Raw genomic sequence first — 24,579 nt, forward strand, 5'->3', positions numbered from 1 at the left:
CGAGGTAACTGTATGTTGATTTTTAACATTTAAACTAAATTAATTTCAAATTCGAATTTGCTATTGCAAGTTTTTGAAAAGGGGATTTAGTAATGGTATTACCTGAGATTGTCGAAAATGTCTTAAAGGATTATATAACCCTATTAAATGAACATCTGCCTGGCACCATCGAAGGGTTATATATACATGGCTCCATCGCATTGGGTGCCTACGTTGATGATTCAAGTGACATTGACTTTATCACGTTAACAAATCGCAGGTTAACAGTGCGAGATTCAGAAGCTTTAACAGATATTCATAGAACAATTGAGAACAAATATAGTAAGCCGGAAATGGACGGTGTATATGCTCTTCGCGAGGATATGGGGAAACTCCACAATAGCAGTGATAATAACATTGAATATCCGTACTATAACAATGGTGAGCTGGCATTCGGCGATTACTTTAATTTTAACCCGATAACCTGGTGGGTTTTAATGAGTAAAGGAATAAAGATTTTAGGACCAGATATACTAGACTTTAATCTAGATACTCAGCCACAGACGTTAACTGCTTTTGTAGTTGAAAACATGAATTCTTACTGGACATACCGAATACAAATGGCAGAAAAATCACTTGATCATTTGGTTCAGCTGCCGACCAGCCAAATCGATTTTGAAATAGAATGGACCGTTCTCGGCTTACTCCGTCAATTTTTCACAATCAAGGAAAACGATATAGTTTCCAAGCTGGACGCTGGTGAATATGGATTAACGGAACTTCCGGTGGAATGGCACAATATAATTAAGGAAGCAATGAATATACGTAATGGTAAAAAAGAAAAGACTTTTGACTCAGAAGTGGTTAGATTGGATAGCGCCTTAAATTTCTCTAAATTTCTTATTAACCACTGTAATAATGCTTCACCTAAAAATTCCTCAAGGACCTGTCTGATTAACAAGTAATTAGTGAACCGTACATATAGCTATTTTTTATAGTTAGTTTTTATATCAAAGAGGAGAGGCTTATGTCCACTAAAAGCATGTTCTTTCGACTTATAATTAGTGAATTAATTTTCTTTGGTGCTTGTATTCTTATATTCGTTGCACATCTTGTATTTTGGTTAGATGAAGTTGGCATTGCTGAAAGAGTTTTAAACATTCATCTTCCTCCTTCATCATTTCCAATTTTTATTCTTGGGCTGTTCTATTTACTGGCTATTATTGTCTTTGCTGTTGTACTGTCAAAGCAAATAAAAAGGCTTCAGCTATCTAATTTTACCAATTCAAAAAGAGCTTTCCTTTTTTCACTGGGATGCCACTTGCTAGCATTCAGCAGTTCAATCCTTTTATGGATTGCTCAAGATTCTGACACGATGAAAACAGTAATTCCTGGTTTAATAACCTTATATTTTGCAACTATACTTATAATCCTTGTGGCCATGTATTTTACTCTTTTTGTAAAAACAAATACAAACAAACTGGTTGTCTGATAAGAGATGAACAATGGGTAGAAAGCATAGCGTATGACGATAATTAACTTTAGTAAGAATACAGGTAAATAATAGCCAGGAAAAAAATCAGTCCTAAACGGGAAGGACTGAATTTTTTTCTTAGATCACTATCTGGTTGTGAGAGACTCTGGGATGAAATTTAAATTCATAAACTTAAAATCCTTCCGTACTCCCTGACTGCTTCTCATAATTTCTTAAAAGCAATCCATTTGCTTTTATCATGCCGAGCTTTTCGTAATAGGGGACCAGGTCATCGTCACAACACAAGTCAATCATATATATTTCAGCTAGTTCGTTCATCATTCGATGGACTAGTTCCTTGCCGATTCCTCTGTTTTTGTACTCAGGCCGCACTTCAAGGAAGGGAATATAGGCAGAGAGTACTCCATCACTGATTGCGGTGATGAATCCAACAACTTGGTCAGTATCTTTATCGATCGCTAAGACCACTTTGCTGCTGTTTTTAAGTAATTTTAAATGAGTATCGGGACTTGGCGGTGTCGGCCAACCGACAAAAAAACCTTCAAGCATTTCAGGCGTAATACTCTCAAGTGAATTTTTATATAACATTATCTATCAACTCCTCAATTGTTAGTAGGCAGTTGATATGAATCAAAAGTAAAGTAACAAATCAGTGACCCTCCAGTCGGTATTCTATATTATTAAAATTCAATTTTAAGAGGGGAAATCCTTCAGAAAGTTTGAGAATTATTTCTCGGGAAAGCGCAGGATTAGACTTTATTTTCAGACTTTGTCGCTTTTTTGGTTATTGTGGAAGAATGCGTTATTTATTCAGAACCCCTATGACGGACACTTTTTCTATTTTCCATTAAGGCTTTAGCTGGACATTTAGCCCTATTTCTGTTTAAGTTTTCTGTATAGATAGAAATTTCAAAAAGATTAGGGGTTGGGGAATGTGATCAAATTTAAGAAGCCGGATGTAAAGAATTTTTATCGTACCTTTAATATTCAATCATTTACGGTGAGTCCAGACGAGAAACAGTTGGTTTTCAGTACCAATTTAACAGGGAAATACAATTTGTGGGCAATGGATTTGCCGAACCAGTATCCATATCCGCTGACATTCATTGACCAGACCTGTCAGGCCTTGCGTTATTCGCATGATGGAAGCTTTATGGTGGTTGGTTTCGATAATGATGGTGATGAAAATGGCCAGTTATATGCACTTCCTCCTGCAGGTGGCGAGATGGTGCCGCTCCGCACGGCTGAAGGACACAGGCATATGTTTCCGTTTTTATCTAAGGACGATCAACGTCTATACTATACTTCTACCAAGGGAAATGAGACCTATCTGAATATTTACCGTTATGATATTGAATCGGGTGAGGAGAGCATTGTCCTTGAGGGTGAGGGTGCTGCTTGCTTTTTAGTGGCTGTTGACGAAGAAGAAAATAATTTCGCCTATCTAAAACAATATGCGAATACATATGCGCCAGGATTTATCTTTCAGGATGGAAAATCGTACTCTCTGACACCAGAAACAGATGAGCAATTCACCGTTGGCGAGGGAGTGTTTGTTGGTGAGGAGTACTACTTTGTCACCACATATAGTGAGGATTTTGATTATCTTGCAAAATTCAATCTCAAGACTCATGAGTTCACCAAGGTTCTTTCGATCGAAAAAGAAGAATTCGGCCCTATCCGATATGATAAGAGCTCAAACAGCCTTTATTTTGTCACTTCAAAAGGCGTCAATGATTATTTATATCAATACGATTTGGCAGAAGGCACATATACAAACAGTCAATTGCCAGCTTCGATCATCCAGGGTGGCACAGTCGCCAAGAGTGGGAATGTATACATTTTAGCCGGCTCTGCAACGAAGCCTAATAACATTTACATGAAGGAAGCGGGCAGTGATGAGTGGAAGATGCTGACGAACTTGGCTGTTCCAGGAGTCAAGGAAGAGGAGCTTGTTGATCCTGAAGTCCTGACATACCCTTCTTATGATGGTATGGTGATGGAAGCATTATTTTTCAAGGCCAAGCAAGAAGTGAGCAATGGCCATATTATCCTTTGGCCGCATGGTGGCCCGCAGGCTGCAGAGAGGAAATTTTTCCGTGCGATGTTCCAGTTCCTCGTGAACAGAGGCTACAGTATTTTCGCACCGAATTTCCGCGGATCAACGGGTTATGGTCTGGCTTTCACGAAGATGGTCGAGGGCAACTGGGGTGAAGGACCACGCCTTGATAATATTGCTGGCCTTGAGTACCTTTACGAAAACGGATTGGCTGACAGAGAGAAAACATTATTGATGGGTGGAAGCTTTGGTGGTTATATGGCATTGCTTTTGCACGGCCGCCATCCGGAATACTTTAAAGCAGTAGTGGACATTTTCGGACCATCCAATCTTTTCTCATTCATTGAATCCGTGCCTGAGCACTGGAAACCAATCATGAATCAGTGGGTTGGTGACCCGGTCAAGGACTTCGATAAGCTGACAGAGTATTCGCCGATCACTTATCTGGATACGATGACAAAACCAATGCTGATCATCCAGGGTGCAAACGACCCTCGCGTCGTCAAGCAGGAATCTGACCAAATCGTCAAAGCATTGCAGGAAAAAGGCCGCGATGTAAAATACCTTGTACTTGAAGACGAGGGGCACGGATTCTCTAAAAAGGAAAACGAGATTCTTGTGAACACCTCGATCCTTGAGTTTTTTGATCAGTTTGTTGAAGCGAAGGTTTTAGCAGAATAAATCTTTACTAACACTCCCCATCCATCGGAGAACATTCCCGTGGAGGGGAGTTTTTTTATAGAGCAGCCGAGAGAGAGCACATATTTTAGCAGACATAACCGCCTGGACGCCCAGCTGGTTTTTCTTCCTATTATCCCCAAGAGGCTCAAAATTACAATGACACCTTTTCATTGGCAAAAGGAGGAAGTGGATTTTAAGAGTAATGTGAGGCGCATTAGGGAAAATACACTCTGTTATCAGTAAAAGGAGGAATTTTTAATGGCAAAAGTATTAGCTGTTTTATCAAGTGGACATAAGGATGAGGAAAACAATTATGAAACTGGCTGGTGGGGAGAAGAATTATTCGCCCCTATGCAGCTTCTTGAAGAGGCAGGCCATCAGGTAGACCTGGCATCACCGCTTGGAGGCAAGCCGGTTATCGATAAAATGAGCATCAGTGAAGAATACGATCCGAAAGGTAAATATAAGAAGCTTTATGAGTCCGGGAAAGCGGATGATACGATGAAGCTTTCAGATGTGAAGGCTGATGATTACGATGTCGTGCTTGTAGTAGGCGGACATGGTGCAATGTATGATTTGGCGAAAAATGAGGATCTGCACAATATCCTGAACAGTATTTACGATGGCGGCGGCATTGTCGCTGCAGAATGTCATGGGCCTGCACCGCTAGTGTTTGCAAAGCGTCCAAATGGCGATAGCTTTATCGCTGGTAAAAAAGTGACCGGTTATCCAGATGAAATAGAGCCAGAAGGTTTGTTAGATATCCTTCCGTTCAGTCTCGAACAGGAAATGCGAAAAATCAGCGATTATGACCAGGGAGACCTTGAAAAGACAGGACATGCTGTCTGGGCAGACGAGCAGCTTGTGACGAGCCGGGATCCATTTTCTTCTGAGTTAATGGGAGAAGAGCTGGTTAAGGCACTGGAGAAGAAGGGGAAATAAAATTCCGGCCTTAAGGAAAAAATAACTCAAGTTGGAAAATTCGTTAAGGAGTGTTGATGTAAGATGGCAAACGGGAATAAAGTCGCCGTTATCACAGGAGGCGGAAGTGGATTAGGACAGGCGACGGCAGTTAGATTAGCCGAAGAAAAAGTGAATATTGCAGTGGTTGATATCAGCGAGAAAGGTGGAAATGAAACAGTCGAGATGGTAAGAAAGCTCGGCGTCGAAGCTATTTTCATCAAAGCAGATGTTTCAAAGCAAGCAGATGTTAAAAATTATGTTGATCAGACCGTTGAACAATTCGGCAAAATCGACTACTTCTTTAATAATGCGGGAATCTCAGGAAGCGGTTCGTATTTCCTCGATTCATCCATTGAAGAAATTGAACAAATCGTCGGGATCAACCTTTTGGGAGCACTTTATGGTGTCCGTTATGTGGCGGGGGTTATGCTGAAGAATGGCGGAGGATCGATTGTGAACACCGCTTCAAGTGCAGGCGTAATTGGTCAGGATTCGGTAGTGACCTATTCTGCTACAAAACACGGAATAATCGGTTTAACGAAGAGCATGGTCGCAGAGTATGGAAAAGATGGACTTCGAGTGAACGCCATTGCCCCGGGACCAACCGAGACACCAATGGTAAAGGCTTTTTACGAGGCAAATCCAGCAATGAAGGAAAACGCAACTAAAGGGATTCCTCAGAGACGCTTGGGCAAGCCGGAGGAAGTAGCTGAACTGGTAACATTCCTGCTAACATCCAAAGCAGAGTATATTAATGGAGAAGTCATACGCATTGATGGCGGGTTTACTAACACGAAATAAAATGAAGATGAGCCGGGGCGATAGAGAACTTTGCCCCGGCTATTTTATTTTTATGAATCACCCTTGTTGTTGAGGTGTCTACCATCTATAAGCATTTTCGCATGTATTAGCAATTGGTTCATAGTAACAATGTTGCTTATATTGTCCTGCGAATGGCTGGTTGTACCATGTAGGAGGACAAGGAGCATACGGATTAAAATACCAAAGTGCATACTTGGAAGGTTGTTGTCTCCAATATTCCAAGGTTTGTTTAGCCAATCTCTTTTCTACACTTCTTGCTCTGTTATAAAAAACATTGCCCTTTTGTACAGCCTCGAATGAATAATTTCCTCCTTGAATTTGAAAAATTACGTCTCGTACAGACCTTAAATCTTTAAAATCCAGACAATTCGCTTTCAGTCGATTAACAACTACATTTCCAACCATAAGCATCCCCAGCGGTCCTTCACCTTCAGCTTCCGCCCTCATCATCCTTGCAATCAATGCAACGTCACTCTCGACATATTTTACCCTTGGCATTTTTATCACCTCTACAAGAATTGTATTAAAAACAGCTTGTAATAATGTTAAGAGGTTCAGAATAGCGTGAGATAACATCATTAGAGGTCTGGGACAAATCGTTTGCTCCATTTTGATTTAGCTTCGCTGAACTGAAAACTCAAGGGCTCTAATCGAAGGATGACATGGTTTAGAAATTATAAAAAGCAAGCATGTTAACGTACAAGAGAAGAAACATGACTCGGTCACAAGAATGCCGAACTTGTGCCCGAGAAAGAGGAGATTTACAAATTTAGGTCAAAAACCTAATACCATAAGAGGCGGAGTGTAAATCATTCAATCCCTTCACTCTTATAAAGCGCCGGGTTGGCGGTAGTGTTTAAACTCTGGGTTGACGCCCACAGGTTTCCGAGGAACCTTGGCATCATCTGCTGTGATGGAAGGATGGCATATCTTGAGAAATAGACAAAGAGTTTCAAGTAATTAAGTGCATTGCCAGGAAGGTGAATTTCTTTTGCATAAAACTCGTTTTCTGATACTGTTGCAAAGGATCTGGTCTCGAAACCTGAAATAAAACGAGTTTTCTCTCCTTTGTACTCATTCTCGATAAAATGGATTTTCTTGATAATCGTCGGGTCGTCGCTGCCATCGTAATTGGCTATCCTGGCCTGCTTAAAAGCTGAAACAGAATCCAGCTCAGGGACCAGCGAGAGGACATGGCCATATGCTTTATCGTGTCCTTCGTATATTGGTTTGATATCCAACTTGGCCATTAGATCAATCAGCTTTAGTTCCTCATCTTTTAGATAGGGAGGCCTGAAAATCTGCCTCGAAAGCTTCAATTCATCGAGAGTGTCACATTCGAATCGTGTGAAGAAGTACCATTTCCCCTTATCATCGAGACTAATATCATGGGATTGACCATTCTTTTCCAATATGTAATCCTTAAAGCGAGTTTCTTTATCGAATGTAAAATCCCGCTCAGATTCCTTACCTGGAATGAAGCCAAAAGGAGGTTCAATTGGGACAGCAACCTCTGAGAAAAGTTTATCTTTCATATAAACAACACACCTTTATTAAAATCAAAGATACATACAGAATACCCATTATTATTTAAATGAACACTTGGAAGTGGTGATATGGCAATGATGAAAAGATTCAGATTCTTGATCCTGTTAATTTTTGTGCTTACAGGATGTCAACCCGAGGAGCAAGCTATTCCAGAGGAAGCTGCCGATCTTCCTGAACCTCCTGAATACATTCAGGCACCGGATGATATAGTCGATATGCATGGGGACATTACGAATTTAGAGAGGTTTTATACATTTGTGGAGCATGTTGAGCAAGGTGAAAAAGATAAAATCAGGATCGTTAATTATACAACTGAGGGAGCTCCTATGCTCCACGACCTCGAATTTGACGGCACAGAAATCCATTCAATCTATGATTCTACTAGAGACGGATACGGAACAGGGAGTATTGAAGAAGTAACCTGCAAAGGGGTTACAGTGGTTAAGAGAGAGTCACGCACTGACTATGTTTTAGAGGAGTGCAGCAACCAGAAGCAGGATGTAATAGTCCTGGTGATTGAAGATTAATAATTAATGCAGGAGGATTTTGGCCAATAATTGTAGAAACTTTCTAGAGACTATTTACAAGGAGTGAAAATTTCATGATAAAAAAAATCGGTCAAATTATGTTGTATGTAAATGATCAGGATGCTGCTGTAAAGTTCTGGACTGAAAAAGTCGGTTTTGTTGTTAAAGCAGAGGAGGATAATGGGCAAGGGTTTAGATGGATTGAGATCGCTCAGAGCTCAGATTCTGAAACAAGCATCGTACTCCATAATAAAGAATTTGTAGCCAAAATGTCGCCTGGACTCCATCTTGGTACACCATCTTTAATGTTTTATTCCGACAATCTTGAGGAATTGCGCAGTGACTTATCCAATAAAAATGTTATAGTCGGGGAAATTGTAAACATGCCTTCAGGAAAAGTATTTAATTTTGCTGATGATGAGGAGAATTACTTTGCAGTGATGCAAAAATAAAATTGCATAAAGCCAGCTGGCCTTGACCGTTTTCTTTAGAAAGCGGCTTTTTTAATGCCCCTTATTTTACAAGATCATGCTGAGTTTTTACTTTGGTATAAAAATAAATCGAGTATGAAAAGTCCGAATCATACTCGAATGCCAATTCTATTCCAAACAATCACATAAAGTATTCTTTGTACATAAAAAATGTGGCTATCACTGATCCAATTAAATAGAGAATCGAAGCGTAAAAAGCATATGAAGGTGAAAAAGTTTGTTTTGTGTGGTTCATTTTGATTCCCGTTTCACCCTGAACTTGCATATCAATGCTGCGGCTTGCAACTCCGCCTGTAGAGCTGAAGAAATAAATGAGAAATACACTGGCCAATCCCACAAAAACTGAAATATCTATAAAACTAAAATTCGTCAATAAAGTTACCCCAAAGTTAATTAAACCAATGGCTGCCAGAGTTGCCAAAAAGCTAATGATTTTACCGATGATGAATACCCCCTTTTGAAGTAGTTACGATTAGCGAGAAGAAAAGTTTCAATTTTTTGTAAATTTATATGATAATTAGTTCAAGAGATTCATTTTTTTAAGGAGGCAGAAGGTTGAAGAGGCTTGTGATTATAACTGTTGGTAAAACTCACAGTGGAAAAACGACATTTGCCCGTGCTTTAGAAAAAGAATTGAGTAACTCTACGGTGATGGACCAGGACACCCACGCGGAATTCATCAATACTTATTATAAAAAGCTTCAACCCAAGGACGGGCCAAATACATTCAAGCACGCTATATCCAGGTTGATTGTCAATTACGCAATAGAACAGACTGATCATCATCTTATCATTTGCAACTCGAACCGAAGTCTAAAAGACCGGTTATACCTGTTTGGAGAACTGTTTCCCAAGGATGACTTTATACATATAATTGTCCATTTTGACATCCCATACCATGTCCTTCAAGCCCGTGTTGCCGAAACCACACGAGGGACCAATATATTCAGAGGTTCCTATACTAATTTTGAAGAAGTATTGAATAAGCAGATGGCTGATTCTTTAAAAGAGGATGTAATCGATCCAGTGGAGGGGGAAGCAGATCACTTATTTGTGATAAAGGACGACTCAGAAGTTGAAACTGTTATTCTAGAAATTTTACAGATAGCCCGACAATAAATCGTTGGAGCTATCCTAATTGGGGGAGTTCACATTAATAAACTAGTCATTTTATTTGTTGTCTTATTGCTTGCAGCCTGTGGACCTAGATTAGATGAAAATGCTCAATTAGCAAAAGATTATTTAAAGGAGCAAGGGTACTCCATTAGGTCATATGAAGGGAGATATTCTTATATTATCGAAAGGGAACAATTAATTCATAAGCCAGACAGTTCGATTTGGGCTGTTCAAACAGTTGAGCCTGATGCCTATATTGGAAAGGAAATCACGCAAGAGAGATTCATTGTAAAAAATCATCCTCTAAGTAAAATATACGGCCCGCAGAAAAGTTTTTCCTACAAGGTATCAGTCAGTGTTTTCATGTATAACGGAAAAATAATTGGCGGCATATCTAGCCCCGTTGGGAATGGGGTTGGAGGCTCCCCTTATTCACTCGATGGCAAAACTGCTGAAGAGGTACTAAAGGGGGACTATGCAGAATGGATTAAACCATGGAATGAGAAATATGGATATTAAGTATTTATCGTGCTGATCAAAAAAGGCAGCATTTTGCTATCAAGTATTTTCAATAAAGAGGAGGGCTGTTTTGGAAAAGAATTTTATATATTTACTCTTAATTATGGTGTTTTTTGTGGGTTATATATTCATATTTGATTATTTCTTTGGATATATTGAAATGATGTTTGCGCCTTATGGGCTTCTGATTATTCATTTTACAAATTGGCTTTTCAATTGTGATCCTATTTCCTGCATCAATCATTACCACCAAGAAGATAGTCGAGATTATACGGGGATGACTGGGAAGTATTTATAAAAGGGGGATTGGATGGAAAGATTCGCTATTCTGTTTGTCTGTATTTTATTGATATTATCTGGCTGCACAACTACAAAGGAATACTATCAGTCGTTTAAAGGTACAAGTGAACACTGGTCTGCAGAGTTGATCCAAGAGGGGAAGGTCAAATATAGAGATCATGAAGAATTCGAAAACCATTATGAAATGGAATATGAACGAAAACATACTTTAAAGCTAAAGTATATTGGCAATGAACCACATTTAGGGCGTACTGTGGAATTTTCATATGATTATGGCAACGCAACTCAACAAGTATTAGAAGGCGATCCGTTTGATGTCAATGAGGTCTTCACTTCATCAAGTTCCAGCGAAGGCACTACCCATATCCCGAAAGACTCTAATTATAAACCACTCGATAATCAGGATACTACATTTGAAGTAATCATTAAGTGGAATGGTAAAGAGGGAAAAATTAAGTTGAAAGGTGAATGATTAGAGATCACGTTGTGCAGGGAGAAAACTCTATTGCTTTTTAAGTTGTAATCTCCATGTAAAAAAGGTGTATTAAAAAAGCTAGCAGGATCTAATCCTTACTAGCTTTTAAATTATCCTATCCATAATTCATATGTTGGTAGCGGCCTTTGATAATTTGGTAGATGCCGTATAAAATCAAACCAGCTGCCACAATTGCCAGTAAAATTTGTCCGAATGGCTGGTTTGCGAGTTCTGTTAATGCACCGCCCAATCCTTTTGATTCATTTGGATTGTGTGTATATGCAGTGCGGATGAAGAAAAACCCAACCATACTTAAAACAATTCCCCTGGAGATTAGACCAATTTTACCAGAAAGGAGTGCGATTTTGCGCTCCTTATCATTCATTTCATAGGTTTTGAATTTGGATATGAATTTTCCTTTTGCACCACTATATAGTTCATAAAAGCCGTAGCCCATAATAATCGCGCCGACTATTCCCACCAGCCAAACGCCAAATGGCTGCTCCATTAACTTGGCCGAAATCGTTTTCTCCGAATTCCCGCCGTTGGCTGAACCAGTATTGCTGGCTAATTTTATTGCACCCAAAGCTAAATTCGTATAAATAAGTCCGCTTAAGAAATAGCCTGTCCTTTTAATCAATCCCTTGGCATCCGTTCCTTCATTTTCAGGATCTTTAATCGCTTTGATAAAATCCCACATAATGTAACCGATTAAGCCAATTCCAATGAACCATAGGGCAACTTCACCGAATGGAATTGCAGCGAGCGATTGAAGAGCACCCGAGGTTCCGGTCGTGTCACCGCTGGATCCGAATGCAGCTAAGGCAGCCAGCACTCCAACCATAACGTAGACAAGACCTTTGGCAATGTAGCCAAAACGAGCAAACCGCCTAACCCACGGTTTTACTTCCCTCAGTTTACTTCTGACTTCTATAGTTGACTGCGTATTCATGGATTGAACACTTCCTCTATGAATCTCTGATTAATAAGATGTTCCCCTTTTGCCATAAAAAGAAACCTGCGGCCGTATCAAGTCGGGTTTTCCTCAAACAACCTGAATGGTTTCAACACTCTCCATTGCGGGAAAAGTAAAAGATACATTCTATCTTAGGAGGTTCGCACTATGCCATATAATTCATTAAAAGATCTGCCAGATGCAGTAAAAGATAACCTGCCACATCATGCCCAGGAAATTTTCAAAGAGGCATTCAATTCAGCCTCAGAGCAATACGATGAAGAAGAAACAGCCTTTAAGGTGGCATGGAGTGCCGTTAAAAATGAGTATGAAAAGAATGAAGATGATGAATGGGTAAGGAAAGAAGAAGATTAATAGATGGTATAGTTTTAAAACTTAATAGATAAGGGCTTCCCACAGGGAGCCCTTTTTACAAAGAATTTTGCCATAGAATCTTTTTTTAATTGTGTTGCTGGAGTTTTCTTTTTATAATGCGAATCTGTCCTCGGTGGCTGATTTCGTCTTCAAGCACGTGGAACCAAAGATAGTAATAATTATGTCGCACACCATTATCCCACTGTCTTTCTTCGAATAACCAATCATCGCTATAACTCTTTAATTGAGACAACGTTCGTTCTCTAACTAGTGCGAGCTCATTTAAGTAAAAATCAAGATGATTAAACCATATAGTTTCTCTGGCATGGTGTCCAAGTTCTAATGCAGCCTGCCACTTCAATAGCTCTTTGCTGTTAATATCACGTTCCTCAAACGTAATTACCTGATGGACAAATTCAATGGAGGCTATATGCATCAACAGTGCTCCAATTGAATTTGATTCTGCATCTGTGAGATAATCTAAATCCATTTGAGTTAGATCACTGATATCCTTTAGGGTAATTGCTCTGGTGTGTTCAAGCATTGAAACTAATTCGCCAATCCTTTCCGTGTAACCCTCAACGGAGCTAATCCTATAACTAATCATATATCATCCTCCTAGCAGTCTAACTTAAGGGTAACAGCAATTAGGAAAAATAATAGACTGATAAAAAATGGGTAGATATGGTATAATTTAAATATACAGAGCAAACTGATTTTTTCAGTCTTGCTCTTTTTTTATGAAAAATTATTGAAACGTTTTACATATCCCGTTTGTCTAACAGTGGAAGAAGGGAGGGGCACTGGTTTGGCAGATATCAAAAAGGTACGCCGTGCAATCAAAGGGAACAAAAAGGCATTCCAGGAATTAATGGAAGATGAGAAAGCGAAACTTTACAAGATAGCGTATGTTTATATGAAAAATGAAGCCGATGCGCTGGAAGTTTTTCAGGAGACGGTTTATAAAGCTCTTGTGTCAATTGGAAATTTGAAGGAAGAACGATACTTCTCTACGTGGCTGACGAGGATTCTCATCAACAATGCCGTTGATCTTTTACGGAAAAAGAACAGGGTCATCCCGATGGAACGGGATGCGCTTGAAAGTAAGAGTCCCGCCTATATTGAGAGTGACCGGCACTCTGAATTGCTTGAGGCTGTGATGGAGCTGGAGGAAAAGTATAAAGAAGTGTTGATTCTTCGGTTCTATAAGGACTTATCGGTAAAGGAAATCGCTGAAATCCTCGATTGCCCTGAGGGTACAGTGAAAACGAAAATCCACCGAGGCGTGAACTTATTAAGAGGTAGATTAAAGGAGGATTGTGTGAATGAGTAGACAATTCCCGGATTTAAAAAATGAAATGGACCAAATCTCCGTGCCAGTCGAAAAACTAGATAACATTATTGAACAGACAGTTAGTGAAACAAAGATGAAGAAGCCTAAAAAGCGAATAGTTTGGTACTCAATGAGTGCTGCGGTTGTAGGGTTTGGCTTATTTATCGGCTCAGCGATGGTCTCTCCTGCGATGGCGAAGGTTGCCTCAAATATCCCGGTCGTTGGAACCTTTTTCAATGATATAGGAGATGAGGGGCTAAAGATAGCTGGACAAAACGGATTAACGCAGGTAGTTGATCAGACAGCAAAGGATAATGGTATCACATTGACCATTAATGAGGTATTTTACGATGGAACGCGATTGACATTAGGATACACGCAGGAATCCCTTTTGCCGCTAGGCGAACTTGAGCGCCCGGTAATCAAAGCAGATGGAAAGGATATCAACTTCAGTTCCGGTTTTTCTGGTGAATTTATAACACCGCAGAAATATAAGGGAGTAGTTGAAATTACGCCGACAGAGGAACTTCCTGAGCAATTTGATATGAAGGTTCAATTTGATGCTGTAGGTCTTGTGCCGGGTATTTGGTCGTTTCAGTTCCCTGTCAGACAATCAAACGAGGTCAAGGTAATCAGGCTTTCCGAAGTGTTAAAGCTTAAGGGTGCTGAGCTAAATGTTGACTCATTGAAGGTGGGGCCTGCTGGCACAGTTCTGAATATGAATGTCATTGCAGACTCGGGATTGTTTGATCCTCATAATCTGGAATTCTACTTGATCGATGATAAAGGGAGTGTCATCAACTTCTTGAATGGCAGGGTTAATGGTGAGACAGTCGATGGAAAAGAGTATGCCGCACTTCAAAGACTCTATGAGCCTCTTGATGATCGTGTACGGAGAGTTAAAGTTATACCTTATCGTATAGAATTTCCGCTGGAAGATTTAAAAGAAGAATCGGTTAAGCTGGATAACATCCAGTTGCCTTTTACGATGAGCCAGGGAGAATTTGGTGAGATTATTATTACGGATATCGATTATACAGACAACCGTACAATCGTTTACTATGATGTCAAAAGTGAAGCGCTCCTTGATAATTATGCATCCATGAACCCGCTTTGGATTGAAGATTCAAATGGAAAGAAGCTGATACTGGATGAAAAGCCTTTTGCAGAACGAATCAAGGATCAAAGTTTTAAAAAAGAATTCGATACTGGCAAAAAGAAGGGATTGACACTGAAAACACGTCACCAGCCTTTACCGGAAATGTTTGAAGGATTTGAAATTGAAATTCCTGAGAAATAAAAGAAGCAGCAAAGGAATGACGTATGCAGTTACGCATACGTCATTTCTTTGTAATGGGTCTAATCCACTTTTTTTCGATTACACTAAGTTTTAATTGTCAATTTAAATTTCCAAGTCGAGCAATTTGTTAGACTGGAACAACTTCAAATACAGTTCCCTGGTTATAATCCGTCACTTTCATTGAGCCATAGACTCCTAAAAACATCCTGGATTGATCGAGGTTTGTTCCTAGACTGACATAATAAGCAGATTGAGAGCCAAAGTCATAATCTGTTTCAATGATACTAAAATCATTCAATATACCATCTGGCCTGAACCAGGTATAAGCTAAAAACCCCTGATCTGGTTCTTCATTGTTTTTAGCCCGGGAAAGGTCGGTGAAGACCACGCTTCCTGATAACTCAGGGATTGATTTTCCCATATAGGGCTGGACACCAGTAAGTGCAGTTCCTCCATATTTATCAGATCGAGGTTCTTGATGAAAATAATTCGTCAAAGGGGGCAGACGCCTGACTGAAGTTTTTACTGCTTCAGCATAAAAAGCAATTGTTTTCTCATCCAGAGTCGAATTCTCCGAACAGCTTTTAATAATTGGAGTAGGGAAAGCACCTTCCCAACCTCGCCAGCCACAATTAATGAACCCTTCGTTCTTCGTTCTCCGCGAAGAAGCATGAGTAAGCTGGGTTACAGGAATGGGCCGATAATGAATGAATGAAAAAATGGACTCGGCAAAATCCTGTCCGACATTTCCGGCATATTTGATGTACTGGTTATACAATCTTTGATAGGCGATACCTGGAATATTACGGACCCCTTTGGCTATGACAGTAAGTGTCTCCTGAATAGAAGGGGGAATCTCATCAAACCGGGTAACTGAAGGTGGATTTGAGCTAAAAGCATTTTTGCTTATATCGATTTCGATGATCTTACCGGCAATCTCCATTTCATCCTGGCTTAAATTAAAGGGATCATAACCAGACCCGCCATCACCTGTAGTTAAAACAAGTCTGCCTGTTTCAGGTGAAAAGTTTAAGCTATTGACCCCATTATGATTAAAAAAAGGCCTCTTCAGATTAAGCAGTTTCCTTCGTCTTTGAGTTTGGCCATTCGATTGAAAAATCCATTCTTCAACTGTATCGATATGATCGTATTCTGTTTCTCTATTCTTCCACTTAAGATTTAAGGTTTCCGGATCACAGGGGTCGGGCTGAAAAGATCCAGAACGAGCCCCTGGACCTTGAGTTCCAGCTACTGAATAATGAAGGTAAAATAGACCGTTGTAATTAAACTCGGGATGAAACGCCAGTCCGAGCAGCCCACGTTCATCATATCCTCCATCGGAAACACCCAGTTTAATTACACGCTGGCGAATATCCAAAAAAGTTCTTATAACTCCGTTGCTTATATAAAATATTTCCCCTGGCTGGGTCGCGATAAATAAGCTATCAATAGAGTCACCCGGCAGGACAGCTGTTTTTATGACAGTGGGTAAATTTATCCTGCCTGCAATGGGACGTAATTTAACTTTAACTTTCCTCATCTTTTTCGCCTCCTTGTTAATGGTTTTTTATAAGAATATGAGCAGGACTAATCCGTAAGTACCGAATCAAGATGATGTTTATAACGGAAGCGTTTCGTGAACGTTGTTTGCCCGCCTTTGATGAAATTAAAAAAATCGAGATGGACTGTCAAATAATTGTGACGTGAGGGTACAATGGCTTGTCTCTTTTTTTTGTGGAAAATTCTGCTGATTTTATAATGGAAAAAATTTATACTATTGATAGAGAGTTATAGATTAAGAGGAGTTCTGAAAATGTACAAAGTTATGCTAATAGAAGATGATCATCAGCTTTGTGGACTAATCAAGGAAAGTTTGGAGCGCTATGGATACGAAGTAGTGTTACCAAAGCATTTTACCAATATAGAAGAAGAGTTCTTAACAATCAATCCGGATTTAGTCTTACTGGATATAAATCTGCCATATTATGATGGCTATTATTTGTGCAGAAGTTTCCGTCAGAAATCTACCGTCCCGATCCTGATGATCTCTGCCCGAAGCCAGGAAATGGACCAAATCATGGCGATTGAACTAGGGGCCGATGATTTTATCACGAAGCCTTTCACATTTGTGATGCTGCAGTCAAAAGTCAAAGCTACATTGCGAAGAGTGTACGGAGAATATTCTGTGAAGGATGACAAAAACATCTGTGCAGGTTCATTATGCCTGGACGAAAAGACAATGAGTCTTGAGTATAAGGGAATGAAAGTTGAGCTTTCCAAAAATGTTTTTAAACTGCTGAAAAAAATGATGGAAAACAAGAACTCGTTTGTCTCTAGAGAAGAGCTGATTGAAGAAGTATGGGATTCGGTCACTTTCGTGGATGATAACACGCTAACAGTAAATGTGACGAGAATTAAACAAACTCTGTCAGATCTTGGTTTAAAGGATTTAATCAAAAGCAAAAGAGGAGTAGGGTACATGCTTCAGTATCCTGAGGGAGATTAACATGCTCAAAGCTTTTTTAAAGGACAGGCTTCTGCTGATTATGATATACATATTGAATTTGGCCAGTATCCTGCTGTTTTTCTATCTTAGTGTACCGGCGGATATGGAGTTTTTCTACCCGGTGTCGATTGGCCTGTTTTTGCTGGTGGTTTATTTGGTGATGGACTGGCTGCGATTCTACCCTGCGAACTCTGCAGTTGCACAACAGTTTAGGAATCAGGACGCAGAGCTCAAAGCTCATACGGAGGAACAGAAAGCTTTTACGAATTTGATATCCAAGACAGTTAGTGAAAACTCAAAAAAATACAACGAATTGAAGGAGCAAAATAAAGAAAGAATCTATTTTCTGTCACACTGGATGCACCATTTAAAGACACCAGTATCAGTGATCGAATTGATCATCAATAAAGAAGAAACATCAGAGGTGCTTAATAAGATTCAACAGGAAAACAAACGCCTGCAGTCTTCTATAGAACAAGGTTTAACAATGATCAGAATGGACAGCTTTGAAAATGACTATGAACTTAAGAGTGTTGATTTGCTCTCAACATTGCGGAAACTGATTAACGCCCGAAAAAGAGAGTGCATTTACCAGTCCATTTTCCCTTCAATTGAGTTTGAGGAAGAGCAAGCAATTATTATCACCGACCCAAAGTGGAATGAGATTTTAATTGACCAGATTATTTCCAATGCCATTAAGTACTCTGGGGAAAAGGAAGGAAACAAAAAGCTGGTTTTTCAGATTGAAAGAAAGGGCGAACACATTTGTCTATCACTTGTTGATCAAGGAGTGGGAATTCCAGACTATGATTTAGAGCGGGTGTTCCAGCCATTTTTTACAGGTGAAAATGGACGTAAGTATCAAAACTCAACTGGAATCGGATTGTATCTTAGTAAAAAAATTGCCGACAAACTCGGAGCTGCGATTGAGATCCAATCCAAGTCAGGCAAAGGGACGACGGTCCGAATCAAGTGGCTAGCCGGTTAAAGTGATTGAATACCTTACAAAAGTGTAAGGTATTTTTTGGCGTCATCGATGGCTGCCTGAAAATGAACCAATTAGGATGTAGATATAAGGGTCAGGTTAGTGAACTGGTAACTAGTTCGGACAAAAATTGTGGGAAGAACTGATGGAATCGCCTAAGTCAGTGACACCTTGGTTAAAGATTTCGGGGTGAGCTGTTAAATGTCCGAACCCGGCGCAACTTGGAAAGAAATTTAAGGGGGAATAGGATGGCTATTTTAGAAGCAAATAATATAGTGAAGGTGTATGGTGGGTCGAGTGGAGATAGTTCAACCACTGCTCTGGATGGGGTCAGTCTTACGGTTAAAGAAGGAGAGTTTGTTGCTATAATGGGGCCTTCTGGCAGCGGTAAAACAACTTTGCTGAACATTCTTAGCGGCATTGATCAGCTTACTTCTGGGGAAGTGAAAATTGCCGGTCAGGAAGTAAGCGAAATGTCAGGCGATGAACTTGCCCTATTCCGCCGTAGGAAGCTAGGGTTTGTGTTTCAGGAGTTCAATCTTTTGGACAGCTTGACGGTTAAGGAAAATATTATGCTGCCAATGGTGCTGGAAAAGAAATCGGCGAGCGAAATGGAAGTGAAAGTACAGGAGTTGGCTCAACTTTTCGAAATTCAATCTACCTTGGATAAGTACCCTTACAACATATCTGGCGGACAGCAGCAGCGAACCGCGGTCAGCCGCGCGCTGGTAAATGAGCCTGCCATCATATTCGCTGATGAACCAACAGGGAATTTAGATTCTAAAGCCTCCGCAATCATCATGGAGTGTTTTGAAAAAATCGTTACCGAATTTAAGACAACTGTCCTCCTTGTCACGCATGATGTTTTCGCAGCCAGTTATTGTCAAAAGGTTGTTTTTATCAAAGACGGGAAGATTCATTCGAGTATCGTGAAAAAAGGGGACAGGAAGGAGTTCCTGGATCGAATCATGGATAACTTAGCCGTCCTTGGAGGGAGAACCTATGACATTTAACCAAATTGTCTGGAAGATGGCGAAAGTTAATTATAAGAAATATATCTTTTATTACCTATGCAACAGTTTTGCGGTGATGTTCTTCTTTATGTTCTCGACCGTTTATTTTAACAACAGGGTTGAGCAAGGGAAGAAATTGGAGAGCCTTCAGGATGCTCTTTCTATACCTGGTGCTGCACTGATCATTTTTACTGTTTTCTTCATCAGCTATGCCCACAGTGTTTTTATCAAACAGAGAAGGAGTGAGTTTGGGCTGTTCATGACTCTGGGTATGGCAAGAAGAGACATCACTAAATTGCTGCTCCTTGAAAATGGTGTGATTGCAATACTCTCCATTCTCTCGGGTTTACTTGCTGGAGCCGTATTCTCCAGACTATTTTTCATGCTGTTAATGAATTTGATCGAACTTAAAGATGTTCCATTTCATTTCTCTGGTAAAATGTTTGTTTTCTCAATAGGAGCTTTTCTGGCAGTGTTTTTGCTGGCTGTCGGAAAATCATTGTTTGAGACGCTAAGAAGCAGCCTGATCTTAAGCATGAAAAGCAACAGATTTGCGGAGACGCTTAAAATGAGAAGTCCTTTCATAGGAGCATTTGGTCTGCTTATAATGATCGGTTCTCTATTGATTCTGTATTTTACCTTTGAGGAATCTTCAGGGGCACTCCTCCCGCTTTGGACAATGGCGATGTTTTTGGGTTTATATATTTCCCTTAGCCAATCTGGCAGTTTCCTTATCAATATAGCGAAAAAATTCCCGGGATTTTATTATCGCAGATTGCTTTTCCTGAGCAGCCTTGAGTATAAGTTTAAACAACTGACATCCATTATTATGCTTTTGACTGTGATGATCATGATTACGATTCTTTATAGCGCGTTATTATTGACGTTTTACAAGGGTTCGGAAAAGGATGCTGTTAATAACAATCCATATGACACAGCTTTTTTTCAGTCAGAAACAAAGAACATAATTTCAGATGCTGAACTTAAAGAAACATTTGAATGGGAAGAGCATTTAAAGATTCCGATCTTCAATTACTATGAAAAAATGATTTATGTTGAAGGATATCAAACTTATCACTTTATGTCACTAGAGGACTTCAATAAATTGACGTCACAGCGGGCAAAGCTGAAAAATACAGAATTTCTGTTTTATTTAAATTCTGAACCAGAATTTGCTCATACTGAAATTACTGAATCCCTAAAGCTCTCAATAATGGGCGAAGAGAAAACTTTTACCCTGAAGGATAAGGTGATTGAAAGAAATATTAACCTTCTGCCCAAGACGCATGAATTCATTGTGGTGAATACGGAAGTGTTGGAGAATTTAAGGCAATCAGTTAATGGATACGAATTGATGCTTCATTTATTGAACCTATCAGATTGGAAAGAGAGCGAAAAGGCAGTTGAACAATTAAAAGGACAATTCCAGGCCGGGAATCGAGAAACACCTCCAATGGATTATCCTGATATACATTATACTGCCGAAGAAGATCTTTTCCGTATTGCTTCTAAAATAGGGGACTATCAAACAAACAAAACAACCAACGGAATGATGTTCTATGTTACCACATTCTTAAGCATCTTGTTCTTTTTTGGCACCTTTGTACTATTATATCTAAATCTATTTTCCGAAATGGATACTGAAAAAATGAAGTATCGGAAACTAAACAAAATAGGGATGTCTTCAAATGAAATCAAGCAAAACGTAACAAGAGAATTAGCCACGATATATTTCGTTCCAACCATACTAGGAACAATGCTGGTCTTTTTGTACCTGGCAATCTTGTCAACAGATGTCGGAGGAATTATGCAAAATCCAGAAATGTTGATGCACTTCCTGCAGATTGGCGGAATTTACGTGGTGAGCCAGGTGGGATCCTTCTTTTATGCGAGGAAAAAGATGTTGTGGCAGATGATAAATTAGAACTTAAGCCGCCGCTTTCCAAAGAGGAAGGCGGTTTAATTTTTCTGCCAACATCGACTGATTTACTTTTTATTAAAGGTTATCCTTTAAATCGAATGAAATCTCAACTCTACTAAAGGGTTGGGATTTTTTAGTGGGTTTTTAAAAGGATTTTATATGTCATCAAGCGAATAGGTTAAAGGTTAATAATATACTGATAGGGAAAAACGGTGTTAAAAATGGAGCAAGCAACTGAACATATCAGAGCAGTTACGAAAACAATAGAATATATGAAGGAAAACATTAATGAAGAACTCACTTCGGATAAGCTGGCAGCGGTTGCAGGGTACAGTCCTTATCATTTTTCGAGGGTGTTCAAGGAGGTCACTGGTGTTTCTCCAAGGCATTATCTTTCTGCATTAAGAATCGAAGCTGGGAAGGAGATGCTGATGGAATCATCCTCGCACTCCATTCTTAAGACATTGCTTGATATCGGTTTTCATAGTCTGGGGACTTTCAGTTCAAAATTCAAGCAATTTGTTGGTCAATCACCCAAGCAATTTCAAAAAGATGCATTGAAGCTCCATCGGTTTATAAACGAGATGGATGAAAGGGAGAATGCAGTTCCTAATGATGTAAGGCTGCCTGCCGTCCAATGCAGGATAGAGGCTCCGGAGAACTTTAGAGGCCTTATTTTTGTCGGGTTATTTCCCCGTCCGATTCCCGACCAGACACCCATTGCAGGTACAGCTTTAAGACACACACAACGTAATTACACCTTCACTAGAGTCCCAAATGGTACCTATTATGTTTTGGCAACTGCGATTCCAAGGAGCTTGAATCCCCGGGATTACTTTTTGCTGTCTAAAAGCTTGCGAGGAAAGGCTGAAGGGTCTATTGAAATCTCAACCGGCAGCTGGATAGAAGTACATATAAAACTAAGGGAACCCATGCCTTATGATCCTCCTATTCTCGTCAATTTGCCGAGTCTCTTATTTGAAAAAGATAGCAAACTAGAAGAAAAATAATCGATTAGATTATGGTAATTTTATGAAAAAGGAGTGATGGTAATGTTAAACAAAGTTTGTGTATTAACGATAAAGGTTGATGACATCGAAAAAGCGCTTGAGTTCTATACCAAGGTGCTCGATTTCGAAGTCTCTAAACATTATGGGGAAAATATCGTTTCATTGCTACATAAAAAGATCCCTATTGTGCTGGAGAAGACTGAAGGATCTATTTCTGCTGGAGGTCAGAAGGTTCTGATAGGCATACTGTCTGATAATCTTGATGAGGATGTAAATCGTCTGCGAGGAAGAGGCGCACATATCTTGTTTGATGAATCCAGACCGTGCCCGCCAGGAAGATACAACATTGTTGAGGATCCATTCGGCAATCAGCTGGAGCTCGTGGAGTTTTCTAATTTTCAATAGGGGGCCAAGTTTATGGAGAATATTTTGGCAGAAGTTAAACAAGAAATTACAGTTAATGTGCATGTTGAATTAATTTGGCATGCCTGGACAATATCAGACCGGGTTGCCCTGTGGTTTGCGCCAGAAACAAACATTGAAGCAAAAGTTGGCGGAGCGTACGAGCTTTATTTTATTCCTGGCAATAGAACGGGAATGAATACGAAAGGATGCAAGGTACTGAAGCTGAATTTTTTTCGAGAGCTGGTATTTGAATGGAAGGGACCTGATCAGTTCAGTTCACTGATGAACATGGGAGAACAACTGACAATCGTCTCAGTAAATTTTGAAAAAATAGAGGACAATACAACAAAGGTGACTGTACGTCACACAGGCTTCAAAGAGGACGAGGTATGGACTGAAGCGGTTAAGTGGCATGAAATGGCCTGGTCGGGAGTTTTAAAAAGCCTGAAAAATGCCTTGGAAACAGGAAAAGGTGAGCTTTGCTGCCAACCGGAATAAAGCCGTAAAATTATTAAAGAATTCTCTTTGGAAGTGCGAAATCATAAAAAAACAGTACAAGTAATGTAGAAAAAAGCATGGTGATTAGCAATTAATCATCATGCTTTTTAACTACTTAATTTTTTAATTCAAAGTCATTATGATTGGAATTACAATTTCATTTGAGTTTTCAAAGAAATACCCGAGCTGATAAATAGTCGGAAAAATTCCGCTTAATAAGTAAATTGCACTGAAAATAGACTAAATAGACGGAGAAATTCCGTCTATTAACTCGAAAAACACTAAATTGGTGGATTTTGCTTGGCATAACCGGAAAAACTCCGCTTATTTAGCCAAAAACGTTTTTCATTCTGAATATAATTGGAAAAACTCCGCTTATTTAAGGACCAAACTTCATTCTCCTAGTGCATCTATGTTATGTACGGAAATTTTCCATTCCCATATAAACTAACAGCATGAGAATGTTCATTCTAACTTTACTAATTGGGATGCTAATTACAGTATTAATTATCAAATAAAATTGGTCATAAACACGTTCCTATACCAATTAAAAATAGCATGCTAAATCGTAAACGATTTAACATGCTATTTGATTTGATTTTCGCGTTTTGTACTCCAAGAGAACCCTTTAGGAAAATTATAGGCGGTGCTTTCTTTTTACTCCTCAGGTTTCTCCCCGTTCGCAATATCAGCAGCGTATGGGATTATTCCTTCCGCTTCTGTACCGAATGTATCGATTTGCTGCGAGTGAAGAACAGTGCCGTCTTTATCAATAACAGCGAATCCTCTGACCGATATTGGAGACTCAGGGTCCAATAGGTTCACCTTCTTGATCAGCTTCAAGTCCTTGTCCGATATAACGGGATATTCCAGTCCGAGCTCTTCTTTCATCGCTTTATGTTCTTTAACTGAGGATGCGCTTACTGCATAAATGTTTCCTGGAAACTGGCTGAATGATTCTTTTCGGTTTTGCAGCTCGACCAGCTGCGATTTACAGAAGTCTCAACCAACTCCGGTGAAAAAGAAAACAAGCGCTGGCTCATCCATATTCTCAAAGGATACTTCCTCACCGGTTTCATCCGGAAGGGAAAGTCCTTTTGATTCAGGTTCATCTCCTGAACAGCCGCTTATAATAGCACCGATTATCAATAGCATGATTAAAAAGATTGATTTTTTCATGGATGCACCTCCTTATGTATGTTAATAAGTATATAAGTCTTTTGCTGAAATCTCATTATATCATTTATGAAGGTTTTGTTTCGAGTAACGGGCTTGTTATGAGATATTTTTAAAAATCTGGAAA

The 24,579-nt window shown here is 39.6% G+C and carries 30 protein-coding genes and 1 pseudogene; 22 read left to right on the forward strand and 9 right to left on the reverse strand.

Annotated features, from left to right (window positions below; genetic code table 11):
* Positions 1-92 precede the first annotated feature (92 nt).
* Together J7E35_RS20560 and J7E35_RS20565 are read left to right on the forward strand one after the other, a co-directional pair.
* On the forward strand, positions 93-944 hold the full coding sequence (locus J7E35_RS20560) for an aminoglycoside adenylyltransferase domain-containing protein (protein WP_214783358.1): 852 nt from the start codon (positions 93-95) through the stop codon (positions 942-944).
* 62 nt (positions 945-1,006) lie between these two features.
* A complete protein-coding gene (locus J7E35_RS20565; protein WP_214783361.1) occupies positions 1,007-1,471 on the forward strand; it encodes a hypothetical protein in 465 nt (154 codons plus the stop codon).
* Positions 1,472-1,645: 174 nt separating this feature from the next.
* Here J7E35_RS20565 and J7E35_RS20570 read toward each other — a convergent pair whose 3' ends face one another.
* Positions 1,646-2,062, reverse strand: a complete 417-nt coding sequence (locus J7E35_RS20570) for a GNAT family N-acetyltransferase (protein WP_214783363.1) — start codon at positions 2,060-2,062, stop codon at positions 1,646-1,648.
* Positions 2,063-2,408: 346 nt separating this feature from the next.
* Between J7E35_RS20570 and J7E35_RS20575 the strand changes: the two genes are divergently transcribed.
* The 3 genes from J7E35_RS20575 (at position 2,409) to J7E35_RS20585 (ending at position 5,978) form a co-directional block, all read left to right on the forward strand.
* Positions 2,409-4,214: a S9 family peptidase gene (locus tag J7E35_RS20575; protein WP_214783366.1), complete on the forward strand. Its 1,806-nt coding sequence runs from the start codon at positions 2,409-2,411 to the stop codon at positions 4,212-4,214.
* Positions 4,215-4,472: 258 nt separating this feature from the next.
* Positions 4,473-5,156 carry a type 1 glutamine amidotransferase domain-containing protein gene (locus J7E35_RS20580; RefSeq protein WP_214783368.1) on the forward strand — a complete coding sequence of 228 codons (684 nt, stop codon included), beginning with the start codon at positions 4,473-4,475 and terminating at the stop codon, positions 5,154-5,156.
* 63 nt (positions 5,157-5,219) lie between these two features.
* Entirely contained in the window at positions 5,220-5,978 is a 759-nt protein-coding gene (locus J7E35_RS20585) for an SDR family NAD(P)-dependent oxidoreductase (protein ID WP_214783369.1), read from the forward strand.
* 78 nt (positions 5,979-6,056) lie between these two features.
* Here J7E35_RS20585 and J7E35_RS20590 read toward each other — a convergent pair whose 3' ends face one another.
* Entirely contained in the window at positions 6,057-6,497 is a 441-nt protein-coding gene (locus tag J7E35_RS20590) for a cell wall hydrolase (RefSeq protein WP_214783672.1), read from the reverse strand.
* Between the two features lie 311 nt (positions 6,498-6,808).
* A complete protein-coding gene (locus J7E35_RS20595) occupies positions 6,809-7,534 on the reverse strand; it encodes a hypothetical protein (RefSeq protein ID WP_214783371.1) in 726 nt (241 codons plus the stop codon).
* A 90-nt stretch (positions 7,535-7,624) separates the two neighbouring features.
* Here J7E35_RS20595 and J7E35_RS20600 point away from each other — a divergent pair, with 90 nt between their 5' ends.
* Positions 7,625-8,074, forward strand: coding sequence for a DUF4362 domain-containing protein (locus tag J7E35_RS20600; protein ID WP_214783373.1), 450 nt, complete (start codon positions 7,625-7,627; stop codon positions 8,072-8,074).
* A gap of 74 nt (positions 8,075-8,148) precedes the next feature.
* On the forward strand, positions 8,149-8,526 hold the full coding sequence (locus J7E35_RS20605) for a VOC family protein (protein WP_214783376.1): 378 nt from the start codon (positions 8,149-8,151) through the stop codon (positions 8,524-8,526).
* Positions 8,527-8,686: 160 nt separating this feature from the next.
* Here the strand turns inward: J7E35_RS20605 and J7E35_RS20610 are convergent, their stop codons facing one another.
* On the reverse strand, positions 8,687-8,986 hold the full coding sequence (locus tag J7E35_RS20610; RefSeq protein ID WP_214783379.1) for a hypothetical protein: 300 nt from the start codon (positions 8,984-8,986) through the stop codon (positions 8,687-8,689).
* 134 nt (positions 8,987-9,120) lie between these two features.
* Between J7E35_RS20610 and J7E35_RS20615 the strand changes: the two genes are divergently transcribed.
* The 4 genes from J7E35_RS20615 (at position 9,121) to J7E35_RS20630 (ending at position 10,972) form a co-directional block, all read left to right on the forward strand.
* Entirely contained in the window at positions 9,121-9,684 is a 564-nt protein-coding gene (locus tag J7E35_RS20615; protein WP_214783382.1) for an AAA family ATPase, read from the forward strand.
* Between the two features lie 66 nt (positions 9,685-9,750).
* Complete coding sequence (locus tag J7E35_RS20620; RefSeq protein ID WP_214783385.1) at positions 9,751-10,200, forward strand: hypothetical protein; 450 nt, start codon at positions 9,751-9,753, stop codon at positions 10,198-10,200.
* Between the two features lie 70 nt (positions 10,201-10,270).
* A complete protein-coding gene (locus J7E35_RS20625) occupies positions 10,271-10,498 on the forward strand; it encodes a hypothetical protein (protein WP_214783388.1) in 228 nt (75 codons plus the stop codon).
* Between the two features lie 12 nt (positions 10,499-10,510).
* Positions 10,511-10,972, forward strand: a complete 462-nt coding sequence (locus J7E35_RS20630) for a hypothetical protein (protein ID WP_214783391.1) — start codon at positions 10,511-10,513, stop codon at positions 10,970-10,972.
* Between the two features lie 118 nt (positions 10,973-11,090).
* Here the strand turns inward: J7E35_RS20630 and J7E35_RS20635 are convergent, their stop codons facing one another.
* Positions 11,091-11,927, reverse strand: a complete 837-nt coding sequence (locus J7E35_RS20635) for a DUF1206 domain-containing protein (RefSeq protein ID WP_214783394.1) — start codon at positions 11,925-11,927, stop codon at positions 11,091-11,093.
* 171 nt (positions 11,928-12,098) lie between these two features.
* On the opposite strand from J7E35_RS20635, the gene J7E35_RS20640 reads away from it, so the two are divergent.
* Positions 12,099-12,305, forward strand: coding sequence for a ChaB family protein (locus J7E35_RS20640; RefSeq protein ID WP_167830650.1), 207 nt, complete (start codon positions 12,099-12,101; stop codon positions 12,303-12,305).
* Positions 12,306-12,390: 85 nt separating this feature from the next.
* Here J7E35_RS20640 and J7E35_RS20645 read toward each other — a convergent pair whose 3' ends face one another.
* The gene (locus J7E35_RS20645; protein WP_214783397.1) at positions 12,391-12,912 is read right to left on the reverse strand and encodes a DinB family protein; all 522 of its coding nucleotides are present in this window, start codon (positions 12,910-12,912) and stop codon (positions 12,391-12,393) included.
* A 201-nt stretch (positions 12,913-13,113) separates the two neighbouring features.
* On the opposite strand from J7E35_RS20645, the gene J7E35_RS20650 reads away from it, so the two are divergent.
* Positions 13,114-13,638 carry a sigma-70 family RNA polymerase sigma factor gene (locus J7E35_RS20650; RefSeq protein WP_214783400.1) on the forward strand — a complete coding sequence of 175 codons (525 nt, stop codon included), beginning with the start codon at positions 13,114-13,116 and terminating at the stop codon, positions 13,636-13,638.
* Entirely contained in the window at positions 13,631-14,938 is a 1,308-nt protein-coding gene (locus J7E35_RS20655; protein WP_214783403.1) for a DUF4179 domain-containing protein, read from the forward strand. Before J7E35_RS20650 ends, J7E35_RS20655 begins: the two co-directional genes overlap by 8 nt.
* Before the next feature lie 127 nt (positions 14,939-15,065).
* Here the strand turns inward: J7E35_RS20655 and J7E35_RS20660 are convergent, their stop codons facing one another.
* Complete coding sequence (locus tag J7E35_RS20660; protein WP_214783406.1) at positions 15,066-16,478, reverse strand: PQQ-dependent sugar dehydrogenase; 1,413 nt, start codon at positions 16,476-16,478, stop codon at positions 15,066-15,068.
* Positions 16,479-16,751: 273 nt separating this feature from the next.
* On the opposite strand from J7E35_RS20660, the gene J7E35_RS20665 reads away from it, so the two are divergent.
* From J7E35_RS20665 to J7E35_RS20695, 8 genes are all read left to right on the forward strand, one after another.
* Positions 16,752-17,444: a response regulator transcription factor gene (locus J7E35_RS20665; protein ID WP_214783409.1), complete on the forward strand. Its 693-nt coding sequence runs from the start codon at positions 16,752-16,754 to the stop codon at positions 17,442-17,444.
* 1 nt (position 17,445) lies between these two features.
* Positions 17,446-18,432: a sensor histidine kinase gene (locus J7E35_RS20670; RefSeq protein WP_214783412.1), complete on the forward strand. Its 987-nt coding sequence runs from the start codon at positions 17,446-17,448 to the stop codon at positions 18,430-18,432.
* Positions 18,433-18,677: 245 nt separating this feature from the next.
* A complete protein-coding gene (locus J7E35_RS20675; protein ID WP_214783415.1) occupies positions 18,678-19,442 on the forward strand; it encodes an ABC transporter ATP-binding protein in 765 nt (254 codons plus the stop codon).
* Positions 19,432-21,366, forward strand: a complete 1,935-nt coding sequence (locus J7E35_RS20680) for an FtsX-like permease family protein (protein WP_214783418.1) — start codon at positions 19,432-19,434, stop codon at positions 21,364-21,366. Before J7E35_RS20675 ends, J7E35_RS20680 begins: the two co-directional genes overlap by 11 nt.
* Positions 21,348-21,482 (forward strand): hypothetical protein, encoded by a 135-nt coding sequence (locus J7E35_RS23625; RefSeq protein ID WP_285290825.1) that lies wholly within the window; start codon positions 21,348-21,350, stop codon positions 21,480-21,482. The genes J7E35_RS20680 and J7E35_RS23625 overlap by 19 nt, the downstream gene beginning before the upstream one ends.
* Positions 21,483-21,584: 102 nt before the next feature.
* Complete coding sequence (locus J7E35_RS20685) at positions 21,585-22,373, forward strand: helix-turn-helix domain-containing protein (RefSeq protein ID WP_214783421.1); 789 nt, start codon at positions 21,585-21,587, stop codon at positions 22,371-22,373.
* A 42-nt stretch (positions 22,374-22,415) separates the two neighbouring features.
* Positions 22,416-22,778, forward strand: a complete 363-nt coding sequence (locus J7E35_RS20690; RefSeq protein WP_214783424.1) for a VOC family protein — start codon at positions 22,416-22,418, stop codon at positions 22,776-22,778.
* A 12-nt stretch (positions 22,779-22,790) separates the two neighbouring features.
* On the forward strand, positions 22,791-23,276 hold the full coding sequence (locus tag J7E35_RS20695; protein WP_214783427.1) for an SRPBCC family protein: 486 nt from the start codon (positions 22,791-22,793) through the stop codon (positions 23,274-23,276).
* 657 nt (positions 23,277-23,933) lie between these two features.
* Here the strand turns inward: J7E35_RS20695 and J7E35_RS20700 are convergent.
* A pseudogene (locus J7E35_RS20700) lies at positions 23,934-24,263 on the reverse strand (redoxin domain-containing protein); the annotation flags it as partial.
* A 15-nt stretch (positions 24,264-24,278) separates the two neighbouring features.
* A complete protein-coding gene (locus tag J7E35_RS20705) occupies positions 24,279-24,455 on the reverse strand; it encodes a hypothetical protein (RefSeq protein ID WP_214783430.1) in 177 nt (58 codons plus the stop codon).
* Between the last annotated feature and the right edge of the window lie 124 nt (positions 24,456-24,579).

This window comes from Bacillus sp. ISL-45 (genome assembly GCF_018613195.1).
GTDB lineage: Bacteria > Bacillota > Bacilli > Bacillales > Cytobacillaceae > Mesobacillus.